General features: G+C 59.2%; 23 protein-coding genes. 10 read left to right on the top strand and 13 right to left on the bottom strand.

Features of this window, described 5'->3' with window-relative positions; translation table 11 throughout:
* Window positions 1-189 precede the first annotated feature (189 nt).
* A complete protein-coding gene (locus QSV77_RS11970; protein ID WP_142842243.1) occupies window positions 190-1467 on the top strand; it encodes an MFS transporter in 1278 nt (425 codons plus the stop codon).
* A 48-nt stretch (window positions 1468-1515) separates the two neighbouring features.
* Here the strand turns inward: QSV77_RS11970 and QSV77_RS11965 are convergent, their stop codons facing one another.
* The 3 genes from QSV77_RS11965 to rplS all read right to left on the bottom strand — a co-directional run bounded on the left by QSV77_RS11965 (window position 1516) and on the right by rplS (window position 3807).
* The gene (locus tag QSV77_RS11965; RefSeq protein ID WP_302733630.1) at window positions 1516-2349 is read right to left on the bottom strand and encodes an amino acid ABC transporter permease; all 834 of its coding nucleotides are present in this window, start codon (window positions 2347-2349) and stop codon (window positions 1516-1518) included.
* Window positions 2346-3143: a transporter substrate-binding domain-containing protein gene (locus QSV77_RS11960; protein ID WP_302733629.1), complete on the bottom strand. Its 798-nt coding sequence runs from the start codon at window positions 3141-3143 to the stop codon at window positions 2346-2348. The genes QSV77_RS11965 and QSV77_RS11960 overlap by 4 nt, the downstream gene beginning before the upstream one ends.
* A gap of 124 nt (window positions 3144-3267) precedes the next feature.
* Window positions 3268-3807 carry a 50S ribosomal protein L19 gene (gene rplS / locus QSV77_RS11955; RefSeq protein ID WP_046799594.1) on the bottom strand — a complete coding sequence of 180 codons (540 nt, stop codon included), beginning with the start codon at window positions 3805-3807 and terminating at the stop codon, window positions 3268-3270.
* A 267-nt stretch (window positions 3808-4074) separates the two neighbouring features.
* On the opposite strand from rplS, the gene QSV77_RS11950 reads away from it, so the two are divergent.
* Complete coding sequence (locus tag QSV77_RS11950) at window positions 4075-4821, top strand: sulfite exporter TauE/SafE family protein (RefSeq protein ID WP_302733628.1); 747 nt, start codon at window positions 4075-4077, stop codon at window positions 4819-4821.
* On the opposite strand, the gene trmD is transcribed toward QSV77_RS11950, so the two are convergent.
* The 5 genes from trmD to ffh all read right to left on the bottom strand — a co-directional run bounded on the left by trmD (window position 4803) and on the right by ffh (window position 8504).
* The gene (trmD, locus tag QSV77_RS11945) at window positions 4803-5501 is read right to left on the bottom strand and encodes a tRNA (guanosine(37)-N1)-methyltransferase TrmD (protein WP_302733627.1); all 699 of its coding nucleotides are present in this window, start codon (window positions 5499-5501) and stop codon (window positions 4803-4805) included. The genes QSV77_RS11950 and trmD overlap by 19 nt on opposite strands.
* 4 nt (window positions 5502-5505) lie before the next feature.
* On the bottom strand, window positions 5506-6072 hold the full coding sequence (gene rimM / locus QSV77_RS11940) for a ribosome maturation factor RimM (RefSeq protein WP_302733626.1): 567 nt from the start codon (window positions 6070-6072) through the stop codon (window positions 5506-5508).
* 120 nt (window positions 6073-6192) lie between these two features.
* Window positions 6193-6570, bottom strand: a complete 378-nt coding sequence (rpsP, locus tag QSV77_RS11935; protein WP_035221728.1) for a 30S ribosomal protein S16 — start codon at window positions 6568-6570, stop codon at window positions 6193-6195.
* 33 nt (window positions 6571-6603) lie between these two features.
* Window positions 6604-6921, bottom strand: a complete 318-nt coding sequence (locus QSV77_RS11930) for a chorismate mutase (RefSeq protein ID WP_142842248.1) — start codon at window positions 6919-6921, stop codon at window positions 6604-6606.
* A gap of 11 nt (window positions 6922-6932) precedes the next feature.
* Window positions 6933-8504, bottom strand: a complete 1572-nt coding sequence (ffh, locus tag QSV77_RS11925; RefSeq protein ID WP_302733625.1) for a signal recognition particle protein — start codon at window positions 8502-8504, stop codon at window positions 6933-6935.
* A gap of 327 nt (window positions 8505-8831) precedes the next feature.
* On the opposite strand from ffh, the gene QSV77_RS11920 reads away from it, so the two are divergent.
* The 7 genes from QSV77_RS11920 (at window position 8832) to QSV77_RS11890 (ending at window position 16189) form a co-directional block, all read left to right on the top strand.
* The gene (locus QSV77_RS11920) at window positions 8832-9905 is read left to right on the top strand and encodes an MBL fold metallo-hydrolase (RefSeq protein WP_302733624.1); all 1074 of its coding nucleotides are present in this window, start codon (window positions 8832-8834) and stop codon (window positions 9903-9905) included.
* Between the two features lie 121 nt (window positions 9906-10026).
* Window positions 10027-10929, top strand: coding sequence for a diaminopimelate epimerase (gene dapF, locus QSV77_RS11915; RefSeq protein WP_302733623.1), 903 nt, complete (start codon window positions 10027-10029; stop codon window positions 10927-10929).
* Window positions 10926-12200 (top strand): tRNA (N(6)-L-threonylcarbamoyladenosine(37)-C(2))-methylthiotransferase MtaB, encoded by a 1275-nt coding sequence (gene mtaB / locus QSV77_RS11910; RefSeq protein WP_269701066.1) that lies wholly within the window; start codon window positions 10926-10928, stop codon window positions 12198-12200. The genes dapF and mtaB overlap by 4 nt, the downstream gene beginning before the upstream one ends.
* Window positions 12201-12232: 32 nt before the next feature.
* Window positions 12233-13669, top strand: coding sequence for a signal recognition particle-docking protein FtsY (gene ftsY / locus QSV77_RS11905; RefSeq protein ID WP_302733622.1), 1437 nt, complete (start codon window positions 12233-12235; stop codon window positions 13667-13669).
* A 2-nt stretch (window positions 13670-13671) separates the two neighbouring features.
* Complete coding sequence (locus tag QSV77_RS11900; protein WP_046799584.1) at window positions 13672-14322, top strand: septation protein A; 651 nt, start codon at window positions 13672-13674, stop codon at window positions 14320-14322.
* A complete protein-coding gene (locus QSV77_RS11895; protein WP_302733621.1) occupies window positions 14319-14915 on the top strand; it encodes a DUF2585 domain-containing protein in 597 nt (198 codons plus the stop codon). The genes QSV77_RS11900 and QSV77_RS11895 overlap by 4 nt, the downstream gene beginning before the upstream one ends.
* 92 nt (window positions 14916-15007) lie before the next feature.
* Complete coding sequence (locus QSV77_RS11890; RefSeq protein WP_302733620.1) at window positions 15008-16189, top strand: diguanylate cyclase; 1182 nt, start codon at window positions 15008-15010, stop codon at window positions 16187-16189.
* Window positions 16190-16206: 17 nt separating this feature from the next.
* Here QSV77_RS11890 and QSV77_RS11885 read toward each other — a convergent pair whose 3' ends face one another.
* The 5 genes from QSV77_RS11885 to ccmA all read right to left on the bottom strand — a co-directional run bounded on the left by QSV77_RS11885 (window position 16207) and on the right by ccmA (window position 19326).
* Window positions 16207-16812: a DsbE family thiol:disulfide interchange protein gene (locus QSV77_RS11885; RefSeq protein WP_302733619.1), complete on the bottom strand. Its 606-nt coding sequence runs from the start codon at window positions 16810-16812 to the stop codon at window positions 16207-16209.
* A complete protein-coding gene (gene ccmD / locus QSV77_RS11880; RefSeq protein WP_269701077.1) occupies window positions 16809-16982 on the bottom strand; it encodes a heme exporter protein CcmD in 174 nt (57 codons plus the stop codon). Before ccmD ends, QSV77_RS11885 begins: the two co-directional genes overlap by 4 nt.
* A gap of 4 nt (window positions 16983-16986) precedes the next feature.
* Window positions 16987-17748: a heme ABC transporter permease gene (locus tag QSV77_RS11875; RefSeq protein ID WP_269701079.1), complete on the bottom strand. Its 762-nt coding sequence runs from the start codon at window positions 17746-17748 to the stop codon at window positions 16987-16989.
* Window positions 17749-17822: 74 nt separating this feature from the next.
* Window positions 17823-18482 carry a heme exporter protein CcmB gene (ccmB, locus tag QSV77_RS11870; RefSeq protein WP_302733618.1) on the bottom strand — a complete coding sequence of 220 codons (660 nt, stop codon included), beginning with the start codon at window positions 18480-18482 and terminating at the stop codon, window positions 17823-17825.
* Window positions 18483-18684: 202 nt separating this feature from the next.
* Entirely contained in the window at window positions 18685-19326 is a 642-nt protein-coding gene (gene ccmA / locus QSV77_RS11865; RefSeq protein ID WP_302733616.1) for a heme ABC exporter ATP-binding protein CcmA, read from the bottom strand.
* Window positions 19327-19596: 270 nt separating this feature from the next.
* On the opposite strand from ccmA, the gene acnA reads away from it, so the two are divergent.
* On the top strand, window positions 19597-22290 hold the full coding sequence (gene acnA / locus QSV77_RS11860) for an aconitate hydratase AcnA (protein ID WP_302733615.1): 2694 nt from the start codon (window positions 19597-19599) through the stop codon (window positions 22288-22290).
* The last annotated feature ends 13 nt before the right edge of the window (window positions 22291-22303 follow it).

Genomic DNA, 22303 nt, shown 5'->3' with positions numbered 1-22303 from the left:
ATATGAATGCTCACTGGCCGTCAGGGGGCCGTTCGGTATCCTTCATATGCGCTGCATCAACAGTAAATGCCGGTCTTATAACGTGTTCCAGTGGTTATGATGCGGTGCAACTTGCGTATTTTGCGCTGCACATATAGATGGGTTCCCTTATCATTTGCATTCGACGAGAAATCGAAGGGAGGAAAGCATATGGTATCCGAAAAAGCCCTCATCTCGAAGATCACCTGGCGGCTGATGCCGTTTCTTGGCCTTCTCTACCTCATCGCCTATATCGACCGCCAGAATGTCAGCTATGCCAAGCTGCAGATGGTCGATGCGCTGAGCCTCAGCGAATATGCCTATGGCCTTGGTGCCTCGCTGTTCTTCATCGGTTATTTCATCTTCGAAGTGCCGAGCAATCTGTTCCTCAACCGTTTCGGTGCCAGCAAATGGTTCGCCCGCATTCTGGTTTCCTGGGGTGCGGTCACCATCGCGCTTGCCTATACGCAGAACGCAACGATGTTCTACATCCTGCGCTTCCTGCTGGGGCTCTGCGAAGCTGGTTTCTTCCCCGGCGTGCTGTTCCTGATGACGCTGTGGTTCCCGCGTGATTATCGCGGTCGAATGATCGGCCTGTTCATGATTTTCAGCGCGCTTGCCAATGCGATCGGCGCGCCGCTTGGCGGCATGCTGCTCGATCTGGATGGTTTCCTCGGTTATGCCGGTTGGGAATGGGTGTTCCTGGCGACCGGTATTCCCGCCGTCATCGCCGGTATCGCCACCTTCTTTTATCTGGATGATACGCCGGAAAAGGCGAAGTTCCTGACGCAGGATGAAAAAGACTGGCTGAAGAACCGGCTGGCTGAAGAAAACAAGGGCATGGAAGAACATGCGGAGGATGGCTTCAAGGCGCTCATCAATCCGCGCGTGCTGTTCATGGCGCTTTGCTATGTTGGTTTTCCGCTGGCCGCCTATGGTCTCAGCTACTGGCTGCCGACGATCGTGAAGAGCTTCGGCGTTTCCAACACCGCCAATGGTTTCATCAACATCATCCCGTGGGTGATCGTGGCTATTGCCCTGTTCGTTGTGCCTAACGCTGCCGACAAGGCGAAGAACAAGACGCCCTACATCGTCGGCCCGGCTTTTGTCGGCGCGTTCTGCCTGCTGATGTCGGCGCTGCTCAGCGATCCGGTCCTGCAGTTCAGCTTCCTCTGCATCGCCGCTGCGGGCATCTTCGCCGGCCAGCCGGTGTTCTGGAGCCTGCCCGGCCGCTTCCTCAAGGGAGCTGGTGCCGCCGCAGGCATTGCCGCCATCAACTCGGTGGGCAATCTCGGTGGGTTCGTGGCTCAGAATGTGGTGCCGTGGATCAAGGATCAGACCGGCAGCACGATTGCGCCGATGTTCTTCCTTGCCTTCTGCCTGGCGCTTGCGGGTGTGCTGGTCATCATCGCCGCGCGTAAAATGGGTGATCAGGCCAGGGCGGCCTGATTTCCTTTGATCAATACGACAGCCGGCTCTACCGGCTGTCGTCTTTTCTTACCCGCGTTTTGAGCGCATTGCCTTCTCGATCCGGCGCAGCATCAGCGACAGGCCGATGGTCAGGATCAGGTAGATGTAGGCGACGATCGAATAGGTCTCGAAAAAGCGGAAAGAGCCTGCCGCATAGACTTTTCCCATTTGAGTAATATCGGTGACGCCAAGTACCGAGACGAGCGAGCTGTCCTTCACCATCGAAACGAAATCGTTCGAAAGCGGCGGAAAGATCGTCCGGATCGCCTGCGGCAGGATAATCAGCCTGAAACGCCGGTAACGGCTGAAACCAAGTGCCTTTGCCGCCTCGATCTGCCCCTCCGGGACAGCTTGTATGCCGGCGCGGAAAATCTCCGCAATGAAGGCCGCATAACCGATCGTCAGGGCGATGATTGCCCGCCAAGTCAGCGACACGTCCCGCACCATCAACGGCTCCAGCCAGCCATTGGTGACGAGCGGCAAGGTCAGCCAATTGTAGAGTGCCACCAGCCCCGGTGTGCCGACGAAAGCGATATAGAACAACAGGACGATGATCGGGATGCCGCGAATGACCTCGATGTAAAATCGCGCCACCTGCCGCAGCACGATATTGTCGGCCATGCCGATTAACGCGAGAGCGAGGCCGAACAGCACGGCCAGCGTGAAGGCGGCAAGCGTGACGGAGACCGTGATGCCGATGCCCTTTGCGACGGTGCTGAAAACCTGGGCGTAAATGCCATTCACTGCGATGACCACGGCAAGGGCGATCCCGATCAAAACGATCGTGACCAGCCACCAGGGAAAATCCTCGCTCTTGCCGTTTGGCCCGCTCCGTTGCGGGGAAGTGTCGTGGAGCGTCATTCGCCGAGCTTGTAGTCGAGGAACCACTTCTTATCGAGCGCGGTAAAGGTGCCGTCCGCCTTCAGGGCTGCAATGGCGGCATTGACCGGGGCGACGAGATCCGAGCCTTTTTTGAAGATGAAGCCGAAATCGTCTCCGCCCAATGGCCCGCCAACCAGCTTCAGGGTGCCGTTGGAAGCATCGACATAACCCTTGCCCGCGACGCCGTCAGTCAGGACCAGATCGACATCGCCGGTCTTCAGCGCCTGAACGCTGGCGCCGAAGGTTTCCATCAACCGCAGGCGCGGGTTCTGTTCGTTACCATCCAGAACATCATAAACCGCGGTGTAGAAGGGTGTCGTGCCGGCTTGCGCGCCGACAAGGCCTTTTTCGAAAGCGGCGAAACTCTTCGCATCGGTGAAGCGCGCCTCGTCGGCGCGCACCAGCATGAACATTTCCGATCGCATATAGGGGGCGGAGAAATCCACTTTTTGCCTGCGGTCGTCCTTGATGCTGATGCCGGTCATGCCGATGTCGTATTGCCCGGCGGAGACCGCCTGTATCATCGCATCCCAGGAGATGTTCTGGTATTCGAGCTTGAAATTCAGCCGTTGGGCGATTTCCTTCATCGCGTCATATTCCCAGCCGATGGCCTGACCGGATTTCGGATCGACGAATTGCAGCGGCGGATAAGCGTTTTCCGTGACGACGACGATGGTGCGTCCCTTCAGATCCGGCAGATCGGCCGCACTGGAGAGCGTGGGCGCCATGGCCAAGGCGGCAAAGGCGGCGAGAAGCGGACGTCTGGCGATCATGGGAGCCTCCGGAAACGATTTTTCTGAAAATGCACGCTTGCCGAGGCAAGGGCAAGTCACGGCGGCACAACAAAAAAGGCGGCCCGAAGACCGCCTTTCCCGTAAATCCATTAAAATGGAAATCTTATTCCGCTGTGGCTTCTGCAGCCTTTGCTGCTTCTTCCGCTGCCTTGGCTTCTGCGGCTTCAGCTGCTGCCTTTTCGGCGGCGAGAGCCTGTGCTGCTGCTACCTTTTCGGCTTCCAGACGTGCCTTTTCTTCGGCAGCTGCCTGGCGCTCGGATTCGTTCAGCTTGCGGGCGCGCGTACCGGTGTTTTCAACGATACGGGCAGCCTTGCCGCGACGATCGCGCAGGTAGTAGAGCTTCGCGCGGCGAACCTTACCGCGGCGAACGATTTCAACGCCTTCGACCAGCGGGGAGTAGATCGGGAATACGCGCTCGACGCCTTCGCCGTAGGAGATCTTGCGAACGGTGAAGCTTTCGGAAAGGCCACCGCCAGAACGGGCGATGCAGACGCCTTCGTAAGCCTGAACGCGGGTACGGTTACCTTCCGTCACGCGAACGTTGACGCGCAGCGTATCGCCCGGAGAAAAGTCCGGCAGGGTGCGCTTTGCTTCGATCTTGGCAGCCTGTTCGGCTTCCAGCTGCTGAATGATATTGGTCATATTAACCTCTGATTTCTTCTGAAACAGCCAGAGCGCTCAACGGTCGTCTGTCGGTCAATGCCTTCAGACCATGCCTTGCGGCAGGAGCGGGTTCGCCATTCTTTGCTTGCGGTTAAAGGGGCAAACCCCAATTCCAAGCGCGCACATATACTAGCATGCGCCATTTGTCATCCCTTTCATGACAATATTTTATCAATTATGCGTCGCGTTGCAGCAGTTGCGAAGGGGCGTCTTGCCGGATATGGCATGAGAACCTTGGGAGGGGCCATGTCAATTTTCATCGTTCTCATGCTGTTTGCGACCGGCTTTCTGTCTGGTGTCGTCAATGCGATTGCCGGCGGCGGCACTTTCCTGACCTTCGGGGCGATGACACTTGCCGGCCTGCCGCCCATCGTTGCCAATGCAACGTCGGCAATCGTGCAATTTCCGGGCTACATTACCTCCGTGATCGCCTATGGGCCGGAAATTCGTGCGCACTGGCGTGAGGCGATCCTGCTGTCGGCCGTGTCCGTCGTTGGCGGTCTGGCCGGGTCGCTGCTGCTGTTGTCGCTCGACAATCCCTCCTTCCGCCAGCTGGTGCCATGGCTGCTTCTGGCGGCCACCGCCGTTTTCGCTGCCGGCCCGTGGCTGCGACCCAAGACGAGTGCGGAACGCTCGCCCGGAAATCTGCCTAGCCTCGCCTTTCAGGGGCTTGCATCGATTTATGGTGGTTTCTTCGGTGCCGGCATGGGCATCATGATGCTCGCCATCCTCGGAATAACTTCTGGCGGCAGCTATCATCACCTGAACGCGCTGAAGAACCTGCTGTCGGTGGTGATCGCCGTCATTGCAATCACGATTTTCGTCAGCGGCGGCGTCGTGTCCTGGTGGGCGGCACTCATCATGTTTCCGGCGGCGGCACTTGGCGGCTACGTGGGCGTGCACACCGCAAGGCGGGTGCCGCAATGGATCATCCGTTGGCTGGTAATTGCAGTCGGGCTGATTTTGACGGCCTATTATTTCGTCTCGGCCTGAGCCTTTTCGAGAAGGTCTGGCCGTCTTTCCCTGGTCAACGCCAGCGCCTGTTCGTGCCGCCACTTGTCGATGACGGCATGATTGCCCGATGTGAGAACGGCGGGAATATCACGGCCTTCCCACACCTGCGGGCGGGTATAATGCGGATGTTCCAGCAGCCCGCCCTCGAAGCTTTCATGCACGCCGGAGAGATCGTTGCCCATGACACCAGGAAGTATGCGGACGATGGCGTCCAGCAGGGTCAGCGCCGCCGGTTCGCCGCCGGAGAGAATGTAATCGCCGATCGACACCTCCTCCAGCCCACGCGCGTCGATTACCCGTTGGTCAACACCTTCGAAACGGCCGCAGACGATGATCGCGCCGTCACCCGCCGCCAGTTCGCGCACGCGGTTCTGCGACAGCGGCTTGCCACGCGGGCTCATCAGCAGGCGCGGCCGCGTGTCGCCATCCGAAACATGGTCGATGGCTGCGGCCAGAATATCGGGTTTCAGCACCATGCCGGCACCGCCGCCTGCCGGCGTGTCATCGACGCTTCTGTGCCTGTCGGTGGCGAATTCGCGGATTTGCACGGCCTCGAGCGACCATTGTTCGCGCTCCAGCGCCTTGCCGGCCAGCGAATAACCCAGATGCCCCGGAAACATTTCCGGGTAGAGCGTCAGCACGGTAGCCTTAAAGGTCATGGCTTTATTTCTTGCCGAAAGGCGGTACGCCGGTTTCGTCCTTGTCGTCGGGATTGTCGATCAGGCCGGCGGCCATCGGATCGATGAGAATGCGTCCGGCTTCGAGATCGATCTCCAGTACGGCCGACTCGGAAAAGGGAATGAGGGCAGGCCGGCGGCCGGCGCCTTTCAGTTCCAGCAGATCGCCCGCGCCGAAATCGTAAACGGCGCTGACGGCGCCATAACTTTTGCCTTCCGCGTCAACGGCTTCCAGCCCTTCGAGATCGGCATAATAAAACTCGTCGTCATCAAGCTCGTCGTCCGGCAGATTGTCGCGGTCGATGAACAGTTCCAGCCCGTTCAGGCTTTCTGCCGTATTGCGGTCGTTGATGCCCCTGAAGCGGACGACGACGACATTCTTGCCCTCGCGCACTTCCAGAATTTCAAAGAGGCGGCCATCGGCGGCGACAAGATTACCGTAATCGCCGAGCGCCATCGGGTCGGCCGTATAGGTGCTGACACGGACTTCGCCGCGCAGGCCCTGCGCGCCGCCGATCTTTGCCATGAGTACCGGGTTTTCCAGCTTTGCCATCGGGCCGTCCGTCTTCTGGTGTTGGTTGCGTCAGCTTTAAGGTTTGTTGACGCCAAAATAAACAAAAAACGGGCGGCATGGAAAACCACGCCACCCGTTTTTCAAAAGTTACCGTGCAGATTATTCTGCAGCAGAGGCTTCTGCAGCAGCAGCGGCTGCATCTTCAGCCTTCTGCTTCTTTTCAGCAACGCGCTCCAGGGCGCGCTTGCCCGGCTTTGCCTTTTCCGGGTTGCTGCGAGCGGCGCGCTCGGCAAGACCGGCTTCGGCGAGGAAGCGCAGAACGCGGTCGGTCGGCTGTGCGCCCTTGGCGATCCATTCCTTGATGAGATCAGCCTTCAGCTCAACGCGCTGCGGGTTGTCCTTGCCGAGCATCGGGTTCCAGGAACCGACCTTCTCGAGGAAACGGCCGTCGCGGGGCGAACGGGCGTCTGCAACGACGATCTGGTAATACGGGCGCTTCTTGGAACCACCGCGTGCGAGACGAATTTTAAGTGCCATGTGATATACTCCTTAGGATGGCTTGTCCGCCGTTCAGGCGGTCTTTTCGTTACCGCCATGTTCGGCGGCGATTGCTTCATGATGCCGGATGACTTCCTTGATGATGAAGTTCAAGAACTTCTCGGCGAAATCCGGGTCCAGATTGGCGTCCTTGGCCAGATGGCGAAGGCGTTCGATCTGGTATTCCTCGCGCGCCGGGTCTGCCGGCGGCAAATTGTACTTTGCCTTCAGCACGCCCACCGCCTTGGTACAGCGGAAACGTTCGGCAAGAATGTGAACCAGTGCGGCGTCGATATTGTCGATCGACTGGCGATATTCAGAAAGCTGGGCTTTCACGTCTGTAGTGTTCACTGGCGTCCCCCTCACTTCTTTTTCGGGAAGCCGGGCAGGCCCGGCATGCCGCCAAGACCAGGCAGCTTTGCGCCACCAAGACCTGGCAATCCACCTGGCATGCCACCAAGACCCGGCATTGCACCCGGCTTGCCGAGACCGGCGGCTTCAGCCTGCTTCTGAAGCGCTTCGAGCTGCTTCGGATCGATATTCGACAGATCGGGCATACCGCCGCCCATCATGCCACCGAGCCCCATCTTGCCGGCAAGGCCGCCCATCATCTGCTTCATGATGCCGCCTTTGCCCTTGCCGCCCATGGCCTTCATCATGTCGGCCATGCCGCGATGCATTTTCAGGAGCTTGTTGATTTCGGCGGCATCCGTGCCGGAACCGGCGGCGATGCGCTTCTTGCGGCTGTGCTTGAGAATATCGGGATTGGCCCGCTCGGCCCTAGTCATGGAGGAGATGATGGCGATCTGGCGGTCGAACATCTTGTCGTTCATGCCGGCCGAAGCCATCTTGTCCTTCATGCCGGCCATGCCGGGCATTAGCCCCATGATGCCGCCCATGCCGCCCATCTTCTTCATCTGGCCAAGCTGGTCGGCGAGATCGTTGAGGTCGAACTTGCCCTTGGCCATCTTCTCGGCCATGGCGCGGGCTTTTTCCGCATCGATGTTTTCGGCGGCCTTTTCGACCAGCGAAACGATGTCGCCCATGCCGAGAATACGGTCGGCGATACGGCGCGGATGGAACTCGTCGAGTTCGTTCATGCGCTCGCCGATACCGATCAGCTTGATCGGCTTGCCGGTAACGGCGCGCATGGAGAGAGCCGCACCGCCGCGACCATCACCATCCATACGGGTGAGCACGAGGCCGGTGATGCCGACGCGCTCATCGAAATTGCGCGCCAGATTGACGGCGTCCTGACCGGTCAGCGAATCCGCCACCAGCAGGATTTCATGCGGGTTGGACTTCTTCTTGATGTCGGCCATTTCCAGCATCAAGGGTTCGTCGATATGGGTACGGCCGGCGGTATCGAGGATCACGACGTCATGGCCGCCGAGCTTGGCGGCCTGCACGGCACGCGCGGCGATATCGGTCGGCGACTGGCCGGCGATGACCGGCAGCGTGTCGACGCCGGTCTGGACGCCGAGTTGGCGAAGCTGTTCCTGTGCGGCCGGACGACGCGTGTCGAGAGATGCCATCAGCACCTTCTTCTTCTCGCGGTCGGTCAGGCGCTTGGCAATCTTGCCCGTCGTAGTGGTTTTACCCGAACCCTGCAGACCGACCATCATGATGACGACGGGGGCGGCCGCATGCAGGTCGATCGAGACGCCTTCTGTGCCAAGCATTTCGACAAGTTCGTCATGTACGATCTTGACGACCATCTGGCCGGGCTTGATGGATTTCAGGACGGCGGCACCAACGGCCTTTTCACGCACCTTATCGGTGAAGGAGCGCACGACTTCTAGCGCCACGTCCGCTTCCAAGAGCGCACGGCGAACCTCGCGCAGGGCTGCGGCAACATCGGCTTCCGTCAGCGCGCCACGGCCGGTCAGTCCATTCAGAATGGAACCAAGGCGGTCCTGGAGGTTTTCAAACATCGTTTCTTCCTTCTTCGTTCCGGGGTTTCCGAAACGTCGGTGCTTTCGCTGGCAAAAACAAGACGCAAAGCCAAAAAGCACCCGAGGGCGCATCGCGCTGTCGGGTGTTGACCTCCGGGATCTCTTTATACCTCTGCGGGTCCCGGTCGGCGGCTTGGAGTCGTGAAACTGCCAGCTGATTGGCGGGGATAAACAGGAAAGTGCCGGAAAAGTCAAGGCGGTGCCGGTTTTCAGCGATCGGGCCTTGCATTTCATCTTTGTGTGATTGGCTGCAAACCGCGATTGGTGCGGCTTGAACGGCACCATTCCGCTCCCTATACCTTTAGCATGAACCGTCGAAACTTTTTTCGTTTTTCAACCCTTGGATTGCTCGCTGTGGCTGGTGGTGCGCTGTTTGCCCGCCGTTCGAATGCCAGCGCCTATTATAGTGGCCCGATCTCCGATCATTTCGACGGGGTGCGCTTCTTTAATCCCGGTGGTTCACCGCCTGGCAATTTCATGGGCCTGTTGAAATGGCGTTTCAACGGCGAGCGCGCCACATGGCCGGAAAACTATCCGAGCCCTTTTCCTTTCGCGAAGCCCGAAAGCCGGGTCGAGGGCAAGGGCATCCGTGTCACCTTCGTCGGCCATGCCTCCTTTCTGATCCAGACGGCAGGTCTGAATATTCTCGTCGATCCTGTGTGGTCGCAACGTACCAGCCCGTTCAGCTTCGCCGGTCCCAAACGGGTCAATCCGCCCGGCATCCGTTTCGAGGATCTGCCGCCCATCGATCTGGTGCTGCTGACGCATAATCATTACGACCATCTGGATATGGAAACGCTGAAGCGGCTGCATGTGGCGCACAAGCCGCTCTTCATCACGCCGCTCGGCAATGATGCCATCATCCGCACCGGCGTGGAGGCGGCGCGTATCAAGGTGGGCGACTGGGGCGATGTGCTGGAGGTCGGCTCGTCGGTTAAAATTCATTTCGAACCGTGCCACCATTGGTCTGCCCGCGGCCTCAACGACCGCAGCATGGCATTGTGGGCCGCCTTCGTCATCGAAGGGCCGGGTGGGAAAATCTACCACATCGGCGATACCGGCTTTCACGAAGGCCTCAATTATCACGCTGCGCGCAAGAAACATGGCGAATTTCGCCTCGCCAACCTGCCTTTCGGTGCTTATGAGCCGCGCTGGTTCATGAAAGGCCAGCACCAGAACCCAGCGGAAGCCGTTGAGGGCATGAAGCTTTGCGGCGCCGCGCATGTCTGCGGCCATCATTGGGGTACGGTGCAGCTCACCGATGAGGCTGTCGATGCACCACTTGCGGCGCTGAAAACGGCGCTTGTGGAGCAGGGTGTGGAAGAAAGCCGTTTTCGGCCCATGCGCCCCGGTGAGGTTTTCGACGTACCCTCCGCCTGAGCGCTGCCCGGTTTGCGCCGCAACAGTCTGGTAATTTGCCGGTCTTTCCGCCATATAGGGCGAAAGCGCGGGATAAATCCCGTATGCAATCCAATTTCAGATGGTTTTCAGGTTCAAGGCGATGGCGGATACGGTCGAATTTGCGAAGATGAACGGGCTTGGCAACAAGATCCTCGTTATCGACATGCGCGGCCGCAAGGATATGGTCACGCCTGCAGCAGCCATCGCACTCAATGCCGATCCCGCGACCCAGTTCGACCAGATCATGGCCATTCACGATCCGCGTGTCAGTGGCACGGATGCCTTTATCGACATTCTCAATTGCGATGGCACGAAGGCGCAGGCCTGCGGCAACGGCACGCGCTGCGTGGTGCAGGCTCTGTCTTCCGAAACCGGCAAGACCAGCTTCACCTTCCAGACGGTGGCTGGCATTTTGAATGCCGTCGAGCATGAAGACGGCATGATATCAGTCGATATGGGCCTGCCCCGTTTCCGCTGGAGCGATATTCCGCTGGCGGAAGAATTCCACGATACCAGCCGTATCGAATTGCAGATCGGGCCGATCGATGCGCCGATCCTGCACTCGCCTGCCGTCATGTCGATGGGCAACCCGCATGCAATTTTCTGGGTGGACCGCGATCCGATGGATTTCGATCTTGAGCGGTTCGGGCCGCTGCTCGAAAACCATCCGATGTTTCCGGAAAAGGCCAATATCACGCTCGCGCAGGTAATGTCCGACAGTGCACTGCGCACCCGCACCTGGGAGCGTGGCGCCGGGCTGACGCTCGCCTGCGGTTCCGCCGCCTGCGCTGCTGCCGTTTCCGCCGCACGCACCGGCCGCACGGCTAAGAGGGTCACCATCGATGTGGCCTCCAGCCCCATCCGCGTGCCGCTGACCATCGACTGGCGTGAGGACAACCACGTCATCATGACCGGTCCTGCCGAATGGGAATGGTCGGGTTCCGTCGATCCTGTCACGGGTGTCTGGTCACGGGATGCGGCGGCCGAGCAGGGGGCCGTATGAGCGGCGTCGAGGTCATAACCTTCGGCTGCCGTCTCAACACCTATGAATCGGAAGTGATGCGGGCGGAGGCCGAAAAGGCCGGTCTGAACAATGCCGTGCTGGTCAATACCTGCGCGGTGACGGGCGAGGCGGTGCGTCAGGCACGTCAGGCCATCCGCCGGGCACGGCGCGACAATCCGCATGCGCGCATCATCGTTACCGGTTGTGCCGCCCAGACGGAAAAACAGACCTTTGCCGAAATGCCCGAGGTGGATGCGGTGCTGGGCAATGAGGAAAAGCTGAAAAGCACTTCCTATCGTGCGCTGCCCGACTTTGGCGTCTCGGCGGAAGAAAAGCTGCGCGTCAACGACATCATGAGCATCAAGGCGACCGCGCCGCAGATGGTCAAGCACATTGACGGGCATGTGCGCGCCTTCATTCAGGTGCAGAATGGCTGCGATCATCGCTGCACCTTCTGCATCATTCCCTATGGGCGCGGTAATTCCCGCTCCGTGCCGATGGGTGCAGTGGTGGATCAGGCGCGCAGACTGACGGAAAGCGGTTATTGCGAGATCGTGCTGACCGGAGTGGATGCGACCAGCTATGGGGCTGATCTGCCGGGAGAACCCTCCCTCGGTTACCTCGCCAAGACTTTGCTGAAGCAGGTGCCGGATATTCTGCGCCTGCGCCTTTCCTCCATCGACAGTATCGAGGCCGACCATCATCTGATGGATCTGATTGCCGATGAGCCGCGTTTCATGCCGCATCTGCACCTGTCCCTCCAGCATGGCGATGACATGATCCTGAAACGCATGAAACGCCGCCATTCACGGGCCGATGCCATCCGCTTCTGTCGTGACGTGCGGTCGCTACGGCCGGATATCGCCTTTGGCGCGGATATGATTGCCGGTTTCCCGACCGAGACGGAAGAGATGTTCGAAAATGCTGCCACGCTTGCGGAAGAATGCGGCATTTCCAGCCTGCATGTGTTTCCCTACAGCCCGCGTGCCGGCACGCCGGCGGCGCGCATGCCGCAGCTCGACAGGGCGCTGGTGAAAGACCGGGCGGCAAGGCTTCGCGAACGCGGTGAAGCGCTTAAGGTGGCGCAGTTGCAGGATATGGTCGGTTCGGTGCAAACGATCCTGGTGGAAAACACCGGTTTTGCCCATACCGATAATTTCACGCTGGTGGCGGCGCCTGATCTTGCCCCGCGCACTCTTGCGCAGGTTGCGATTACCGGCCACAACGGCAAACATCTGAACATGAAGCTTCTGGCGGCGAACGCTGCCTGAGGCGGCTCAAGAGAAAAGACACGGGAACGACCATGGCCCTCGGCTTCATCAAAAAAGTCTTTTCGTTCGGCAAGGACAAGGCCGAAACGAATGAGCGGCCGCAAGAGGATGCTGCGCTTGAACGCGGCAATGAAAATGCCTCTTTTGAAGCGGCGCTGAGCGAGGCCGAAGCGCACACACCTGTCGACGAGGACCCGGTTTCCGAACTGGAGATGGAAACGGCTGGCGGGCCTGTTCCGGACGAGGCGGCGGATGCCACGCCTTCGGAAGAAGAAGATGAAGAGGACGCACCGCTTCTGCCCGGGGCCGAGCTTTCAGGCGATATGGGGCTGGTGCCGTTGTCGTTATTGCAGGCGGAAGCCGCCGCCGAGGAGCAGGCAGAGCCTTTGCCGGAAGCTGTCGATGCCGTGCTCGATGCTGACGCGATGGATGCGCTGCTGGATGAGGCGGAGTCGGTAGATGCCGTCGAACCCCCTGTCGTGCCGCAGGCTTTGCCGAAGGGCTTTTCATCGGCAAGCGAGCGCCAGGAGCCGGTTGTCGCCGCGCCTGAGCCGAAGCTCAGCTGGTTTCAGCGCCTGCGGGCCGGGCTTGCCCGCACCTCGTCACAGCTGACCACACAGATTTCGGCGCTTTTTACCAAGCGCAAGCTGGACGAAGATACGCTCGACGAGCTGGAAGACCTTCTCATCCAGTCGGATCTGGGTGTCGAGACCGCCATGCGCATCACCGGCGCTTTGTCTTCCGAACGTTATGGCAAGGATGTGAGCGGTGAGGACGTGGCGCGCATCATGGCCGGTGAGATCACCAAGGTCCTGAAGCCGGTCGCCAAACCTCTGGAACTCGATCTTTCGCACAAGCCGCATGTCATTCTCGTCGTCGGCGTGAACGGCACCGGCAAGACGACCACCATCGGCAAGCTTGCCGCCAAACTCTCAGGCTCGGGCCTTAAGGTGATGCTCGCAGCTGGCGATACCTTCCGCGCAGCGGCGATAGAGCAGCTGAAGATCTGGGCGGATCGCACCGGTTCGCAATTTATCGGCACGAAACTCGGGGCAGATGCCTCGGGTCTCGCTTACGATGCCTATGAGCAGGCGCGGGCGGAAAAGAGCGATGTGCTCATCATCGATACGGCCGGCCGTCTGCAGAACAAGACGGAACTGATGGCGGAACTGGAAAAGATCGTGCGGGTGCTCGGCAAGCTCGATCCAGATGCGCCGCACACCGTGCTTCAGACGCTGGATGCGACGACCGGGCAGAACGCCCTGAACCAGGTGGAGATATTCCGCAATGTCGCGGGTGTTTCGGGCCTGATTATGACAAAATTGGATGGCACGGCGCGGGGCGGTATCCTCGTCGCCATCGCTGCCAAACACAAGCTGCCGGTTTATTTCATCGGCGTGGGTGAAGGTGTTGATGATCTGGAGCCCTTCGAGGCGGAAGATTTCGCCAAGGCCATTGCGGGAGTTTGAGTATGGACATTGAAAGCAATTCCAAGGAAAGCGAAAAGATGGTGGCGGAAATCAGCCCGCTGCTGAAATTCGTGCTCGAACTTGGGCCGCTGATGGTGTTCTTCTTCGCCAATTCCCGCGGCGAATGGCTGGCCTCGACTTTTCCAGTTTTGACGGAGTTCGGCGGACCGATCTTCATCGCCACCGGCCTGTTCATGATCGCTACCGCCGCCGCCTTGACCGTGTCGTGGATTTTGACGCGTAAACTGCCGATCATGCCGCTGATATCAGGCATCGTGGTTTTCGTGTTCGGCGCGCTGACGCTGTGGCTGCAGAACGATACCTTCATCAAGATGAAGCCGACCATCGTCAACACGCTGTTCGGTGTCATCCTGCTGGGCGGTCTGTTCTTCGGGCAGTCGCTGCTGGGTTACGTCTTCAATTCTGCTTTCAAGCTGACGGATGAGGGCTGGCGCAAGCTGACGCTGCGCTGGGGCGTGTTTTTCCTGTTTCTGGCAGTGTTGAACGAGGTCGTCTGGCGCATGTTCACCACCGACACCTGGGTTGCCTTTAAGGTGTGGGGCACGATGCCGATCACCATCATCTTCACCATGGCGCAAATGCCGCTCGTCATGCGCCATTCTGTTGAACCTCTCGGCAAGGACGAAAAATGACAATTGCGGAGATGTCGGCGTCCCGTTCGCGTTCGCTTAGATGGTTCGGCGTGGCCGCCGGGCTGCTTCTGCTGCAGATCGTCATTCTCTACGCCATGGGCCGTATTCCCATCTGCGAATGCGGTTATGTGAAGCTGTTCGAGCCGGGTGTGAACACGCCGGGCAATTCCCAGCATCTGGCCGACTGGTATACGCCCTCGCATATCATCCATGGCTTTCTGTTTTATTGGTTCGCCTGGCTGCTGTTCCGCAACAAACCGTTTTCCATGCGGCTTTCTTTCGCAGTCCTGATCGAGGCGGCGTGGGAGCTTCTCGAAAACTCGCCCATCATCATCGATCGTTATCGCACGGCGACCATGGCGCTGGGTTATACCGGCGACAGCATTCTGAACTCGGCCATGGACACGGTTTTCATGGCGCTGGGTTTCCTTTTTGCCGCCCGCGTGCCGGTGTGGCTGACGATAATAATCGCCATCTTCTTCGAAATCTTCACGGGCTGGCTGATCCGCGATAATCTGACGCTGAACGTGGTCATGCTGGTCTGGCCGCTCGATGTGATCAAGGAATGGCAGAACGCGCTCCCGCAAATGTGAACGAGCCTGCCGGCGATATATGCAAGTTTTCTTAATGGCAGTGCGCTAGTGTGCACTGCTTAAAGGCTTGTCTCTCAGTCCGGCATAACACATTGCAAGATAATTTCGCCTATCTTCTCCCCTTCATCATGCTGACATTCGGCGTCGTGTTCCTGTTCCTGCAAAGGATCGGTCACGCTTCGGCGCGCTATTGGGGTATCGGTTATCTTGCAGCGGCTTTTGGTTTTGCCGCCCCTCTGGTGCTCGGTGGCCTGCCCTTCGAATTGCAGGCGATTATCTCGAACCTGCTGTTCTTCTCCGCCTTTTTTCTCTACGGCCATGCGCTGCTTACCCATTTCGGGCGGCCGCTTCATACGATGGCACGGCTGTCGCTCGTGCTTGCTGCCGTTGTATTGGTTTCATTTCATGTTTTCATCACGCCCGATCTGAAACGCGAACTTGTCATCGGCGATCTCGTTTGCGCCCTGCTCCTCGCTTTTCCGGTCTGGCTTGTGCGGAAGCGGCCGGTGACCCTTGCGGATCGGCTGATGGTGGCGATTGCGTCGCTGGTAGTGCTGGAAACGCTGGTGCGTATCGGCATGCTGCTGGTGATGACGCCGAATGGCTCGATGATCGAGCTCAGCGAATTTTTCGAGTCGGATTATGCCTTCTACATGCAGCTTGCCGCCAGCATATTCGGCTTCCTGCTCGCGCTTTCCGTGCTCGCAAGCCAGATTTCCGTTACCGTCGACCGGCACCTGGATGCCGCAGAACACGACCCGTTGACGGATGTGCTGAACCGGCGCGGCTTTGACCGGCGTGTTCCCGATTTTCGCAACGACACACCTGAAGGTGCGGTCATTGCCTGCGATATAGACCATTTCAAGCGCATCAACGATGTTTACGGCCATGCTGCCGGAGATATCGTGCTTATCGGTCTTTCCGATCTTCTCAGGCGCATTGCACCTGAAAGCGCGCTGGTGGCGCGTTTCGGCGGCGAGGAATTCGTGGTTTTCCTGCCCGGCCACACGGCCGCCGCTGCCGGTCAGCTTGCCAATGGCATGCGCTCGAACCTCTCATCCCTCGATTGGCGTAACCGGGGTGTGGCCACCCAGATCACCGCAAGCTTTGGCGTCTCGGCCGTCGCAAGGGGAGATCATTCCATCCATGACGCCATCAAGCGGGCCGATGACAGCCTTTATGCGGCAAAGCGCGGCGGTCGCGATCAGGTCGTGCTGGAAGGCATACGTTTGCCAGCTGAAGGCCCGTCGCTCAGGGTTATTTCGAAGAATTGAGCTTTCCTGTTCGGGGGCTATTTGCCGGCTGCGGCCGTGATGGCCGGCAGCAGGTCGCGCTCGACGCTGCGGGCATCGAAGGGACCAACCTTTTTATAAAGGATCGTGCCGTCGGCGCCGACAAGGTAACTTTCAGGGATACCGTAGACACCCCAGTCGATCGCGGCCTTGCCGTTCGGATCGACGCCTATCGCGGCAAAGGGATTGCCAAGTTCGCCAAGGAAGCGGAGCGCATTGTCCTGCTTATCCTTGTAATTGATGCCGACGACGGTGATGCGGCTGTCCTTCGCCAGTTCCTGCAATAGCGGATGCTCCTGCCGGCAGGGAATGCACCAGGAGGCAAAGACGTTGACCAGAGTCAGCTTGCCCTTGATGGCGGCATCGGTGAGCGCCGGCAGGTTCGAGCCCTCCAGCGGCGGCAGCGACAGGGAAGGCGCCTTGGTGCCGATGAGTGCTGAGGGAATGGCGCTGATATCGAGGCCGTTCACGTCCTGATCATAAAGCATCTTGCCCGCAACGAGGGCAAAACCACCGAAGAGCAGCAGAGGCAGCAGCGCCAGCCCATAACGTGCGCGACCCGTCGTCTTGGTTTTGGTATCCTGATCCTGGCTGGCCTGCGTCATTGCGCGTCACCTGCGGAACCGGCTCTTGCCCTGCGGCGCACGCCGGATGCCTCCAACTGCTTCAGTTCCCGTTTGCGCGCCTGACCGTCCAAAACGACCCAGGCGATGAGACAGAGAACCACAAGCCCCGTCGCTGCGTAAGACATGCCGATATAAAAAGCGTGTGTCATCGCCTCAGCCCTCTCGGTTCGCCATGCGGGCGGCAAGCCGCCGCTGCGCGGCCACGCGCCGACGCCAGATTTCGTTGCGCATGGCGGCGATGTGCAAGGTGAAGAACAGCAGTGTGAAGCCGATCGCCATGGTCAGAAGCGGCCAGAGAAATTCCGCGTCGATGGCGGAACCACCCATGCGGATGACGCTTGCTGGCTGGTGCAGCGTGTTCCACCATTCGACCGAAAACTTGATGATCGGAATATTTACGAAACCGACGAGGATCAGCACGGCGCTGACGCGTGCGGCTCTGGAGGGATCGTCCATGGCGCGGTTGAGCGCGATGAGGCCGAGATACATCAGGAAAAGCACGAATACGGAGGTCAGCCGCGCATCCCACACCCACCAGGTTCCCCACATGGGTTTGCCCCAGAGCGAGCCGGTAATGAGGGCAATCAGCGTGAATGCGGCGCCGATGGGGGCGGCGGCCTTGTGGCTGACATCCGCCAGCGGGTGACGCCAGACGAGCGTGCCGATGGCTGAAACCGCCATGACCGAATAACACATCATCGCAAGCCAGGCGGATGGCACGTGCACATACATGATGCGCACGGTGTAACCCTGCTGGTAATCGCCTTCGGTGGTGAAGGAGAGATAAAGACCAGCGGCCAGCACCAGCGCCGTGAGTGTAGCGAGCCAGGGCAGAATACGTGCCGCCAGCGCCAGAAACCGCGTGGGGTTGGCGAGGTCACTGAATTTGGTGATGGTGAAGGTCTGCTCGTTCATGTCGTTTGTGTAACCCGAGAATGGCCGTCCCGCAATTGATCCCTGTCAATCAGGGATCGGCAATCAAGGCATCATCAATCCATAACATTGCGCAGGGCCAAAGCGGCAAAGAAAGGGCCGGTCACGGCTGAAAATAACGTGATCGCGCAGAGAATGAGGAATGGCGGCATGAATGGCACCGGATCCTGCACCGCCGCATAAGAAGCGCTGACGCCGAAAATCAGCACCGGAATGGCAAGCGGCAGAACGAGGATGGAGACCAGAAGCCCGCCGCGCGGCAGGGCGACCGCGACGGCGGCCCCTACCGCGCCGATGAAGGTGATGGCCGGTGAGCCGACAAGAAGTGTGAGCATCACAGCGCCAATCGCAACCTCGTCCATGTTCATGAACAGACCGAGCAGCGGCGAGGCCAATACCAGCGGCAGGCCGGTTCCGACCCAATGCGCCAGGCATTTGATCAGGACCGTCAGCACCAGCGGGTTTTCCTGCATGAGAATGAGGTCCAGCGAACCGTCATCCCGCTCCGCCTGAAACAGCCGGTCCAGGCCGAGAAGGGCGGACAGAAGAGCGCCGATCCAGACGATGGCGGGACCGATGCGGGCGAGAAGATTGAGATCGGGGCCAACACCGAAGGGGATGACGGCAACCACAGTCATGAAGAACAGCACGCCGATCAAGGCGCCGCCGCCGGCACGGATGGATAGTTTGATGTCGCGGAGGAGGAGGGCGGTCATCGGGTAGGCCTCTGCGGGTGTGGTTTACCCCCCTCTGCCCTGCCGGGCATCTCCCCCTCAAGGGGGGAGATCGGCAAGATGCCCTTCCACCACTCCATTCTCGAGCGTTGAGATTGTCGAGGCCTAGCCACAGGCCGATCTCCCTCCTTGTGGGGGAGATGCCCGGCAGGGCAGAGGGGGGTGAAACCACAAGCTCCGCCGTTCATGCCCAAGCCTCCACACCCGCAAATCCCGTCATCTGCAACTCCCGCGCATTCTCCAGTCCCAATGGCTGATGGGTCGCCGCCAGGACAATGCCACCTTTCTCAAGGTGGTTTTTCACGAGGCCGGTAAACATGCCGTCCGCAGCCTTATCAAGCGCCGCCGTTGGCTCATCGAGAATCCACACCGGTCGCCATGCGATCAGAAGTTTCGCCATGGCAAAACGCCGTTGTTGGCCAGCGGAGAGATAACCGAAGGGCAGATGAGTGATACCGGCAAGACCGACGATCTCAGCCGCCTCATCGATTGCGATGCCCGTACCACCGGAAAAATCACCGAGAAAGTCTTTCCAGAAACTCAGGTTCTCCGAAACGGTCAGTTCCATTTTCATGGCGTTGCGATGGCCGAGATAATGGCAGGCCTCCGAGGGGCGCATGCCCTTTTCTATTCCTTCGCCGGCTATCTTTATCCACCCCTGTTCGGGGCGTAACAGGCCGGCCACGGTGCGCAGGAGAGTGGATTTTCCCGAGCCGTTTCGGCCGGTCAGCACCAGTGCCTCACCGTCACTTAACTTGAAGGAAATATTCATGAATATGAAATCTTCGCCGCGTCGCACGCCAAGATTTTCCGCCGTCAAATCCATGCTGCGGTTCCGTTTCAGATTTCGTCGTCTCGATAAAAAAATCGATTAGCTTCGTTGAATGGTCTGGCACGTTTCTCCGAAATTATCTATATGAGTGTCAACCACGCCAGCGGCCGGCGTGAACATCATCTTGCGCCGGACCTGAATGTTACGAGGAGTAACTTTCACGTGCGGACAGCGGAAATGGTCGTACCCGCATCCTGATGTGCTTGCGAGCACAGGGGTCCGCACGCGCGTGTTGGCTAATCAGATTATGCGGGGTTTTAAACCGTGGCCAAATCTCTCGACAGTTTCCAATGTCGTTCCGTCCTTACCGTTGACGGTAAGGACTATGTTTATTTCAGCCTTCCCAAGGCTGAGGCAAACGGTCTCAAGGGCGTTTCCAAGCTGCCTTATTCCATGAAGGTTCTCCTGGAGAACCTGCTTCGTTTCGAGGACGGCCAGTCCGTCACCAGGGAGCATATTCTGGCCGTTGCCGAATGGCTTAATAATAAGGGCCTGACCGAAACGGAAATCGCCTATCGTCCCGCCCGTGTTCTCATGCAGGACTTTACAGGCGTTCCCGCCGTGGTCGATCTTGCCGCCATGCGCGATGCCATGGTGTCGCTCGGTGGCGACCCGGAGAAAATCAATCCGCTGGTTCCCGTCGATCTCGTCATCGACCACTCCGTCATCGTCGATGAATTCGGCACGCCGAATGCCTTTGCCCGCAACGTCGAACTTGAATATGAGCGCAATGGCGAGCGTTACCGCTTCCTGAAATGGGGCCAGCAGGCGTTCAAGAATTTCCGCGTGGTTCCGCCCGGCACCGGCATCTGTCACCAGGTCAATCTTGAATATCTCGGCCAGACCGTCTGGACCAAGGAAGAGGATGGCGAGACGATTGCTTATCCGGATACCTGCGTCGGCACCGACAGCCACACAACCATGATCAATGGTCTCGGCGTTCTCGGCTGGGGCGTCGGCGGTATCGAGGCTGAAGCCGCCATGCTCGGCCAGCCGGTCTCCATGCTGCTGCCCGAGGTCATCGGCTTCAAGCTGACCGGCAAGGTGAAGGAAGGCGTGACCGCGACCGACCTCGTGCTGACCGTCGTGCAGATGCTGCGCAAGAAGGGCGTCGTCTCCAAGTTCGTTGAATTCTTCGGCCCCGGCCTCGATTCGATGACGCTCGCCGACCGCGCGACAATCGGCAATATGGGTCCGGAATATGGTGCGACCTGTGGCTTCTTCCCGGTTGATGGCGAAACCATCAATTACCTGACCATGTCCGGCCGTGCCAAGGACCGCATCGCGCTTGTCGAAGCCTATTCCAAGGCGCAGGACATGTGGCGCACCGGCGACGGTTCCGACCTCGTCTTCACCGACACGCTCGAACTCGATCTCGGCGATGTCGTGCCCTCGATGGCCGGCCCGAAGCGTCCGGAAGGCCGCCTGCCGCTCGAAACCATTGCGCCGAATTTCGCGACGGCTCTCGAAAACGACTATAAAAAGCCCGGCCAGCTTTCGAACCGTTATGTGGTTGAAGGCGAGGACTTCGATCTCGGCCATGGTGACGTGGCGATTGCCGCCATCACCTCCTGCACCAACACCTCCAACCCCTCGGTTCTTATCGCTGCCGGGCTTCTCGCCCGCAATGCGGTGGCCAAGGGGCTGAAGTCCAAGCCATGGGTCAAGACCTCGCTTGCACCGGGATCTCAGGTCGTTGCCGAATATCTTGAAAAGGCTGGCCTGCAGAAGGACCTCGACGCGATCGGCTTCAATCTCGTCGGCTTTGGCTGCACCACCTGCATCGGCAATTCGGGCCCGCTGCCGCCTGCGATCTCCAAGACGATCAACGACAAGGGCCTGATCACCGCGGGTGTTCTGTCGGGCAACCGTAACTTCGAAGGTCGTATTTCCCCTGACGTTCAGGCGAACTACCTCGCTTCGCCGCCGCTCGTCGTGGCCTATGCCCTTGCCGGCACGGTCCAGAAGGACCTGACCAAGGAGCCGATTGGTGACGATCAGGACGGTAACCCTGTCTATCTCAAGGATATCTGGCCGACTTCCAAGGAAATTCAGGAATTCATCCTGAAATACGTCACCCGCGAACTCTATGAAACGAAATATGCCGACGTGTTCAAGGGTGATGCGAACTGGCAGGCCGTTCAGGTTCCGCCGGGCCAGACCTATGCCTGGGACGACAAGTCGACCTATGTCCAGAACCCGCCTTATTTCGTCAGCATGGGCAAGAAGGGCACGGGTTTGAAGAACATCAAGGGCGCGCGCGTCCTCGGCCTGTTCGGCGACAAGATCACCACCGACCATATTTCCCCGGCCGGTTCGATCAAGGCTGCTTCGCCGGCCGGTGCTTATCTGACGGAAAACGGCGTTGCCGTTGCCGACTTCAACCAGTACGGCACGCGTCGTGGCAACCATGAAGTGATGATGCGCGGCACTTTTGCCAATATTCGTATCCGCAACCACATGCTTGGCCCGAACGGCAAGGAAGGTGGATACACCATCCACTATCCGTCCAAGGAAGAGCTGTCGATCTATGACGCTGCCATGAAATACAAGGCGGAGGGTATTCCGCTCGTCATCTTCGCCGGTGTCGAATATGGTAACGGCTCTTCCCGCGACTGGGCGGCAAAGGGCACCAATCTGCTCGGCGTCAAGGCCGTGATCGCGCAGTCCTTTGAGCGAATTCACCGCTCGAACCTCGTCGGCATGGGCGTTGTTCCCTTCGTCTTCGAGGAAGGCACGACCTGGGCAAGCCTCGACCTCAAGGGTGACGAAGTCGTCGAGATCGACGGTCTCGAAGGTGAGATCAAGCCGCGTGAAAAGAAGATCGCCAAGATCACTTACAGCGACGGTTCGGTGAAGGAAGTTCCGCTTCTGTGCCGCATCGATACGCTGGACGAAGTGATTTACATGAACAATGGCGGCATTCTGCAGACGGTTCTTCGCGATCTGGCCGGCTGATAAAGCTTAGACG

The organism is Agrobacterium sp. V1 (genome assembly GCF_030518355.1).
Classification (GTDB): Bacteria; Pseudomonadota; Alphaproteobacteria; order Rhizobiales; family Rhizobiaceae; genus Agrobacterium; species Agrobacterium cucumeris.
Note: the sequence above shows the minus strand (reverse complement) of the source record. Positions and strands in the feature narration are given on the sequence as shown.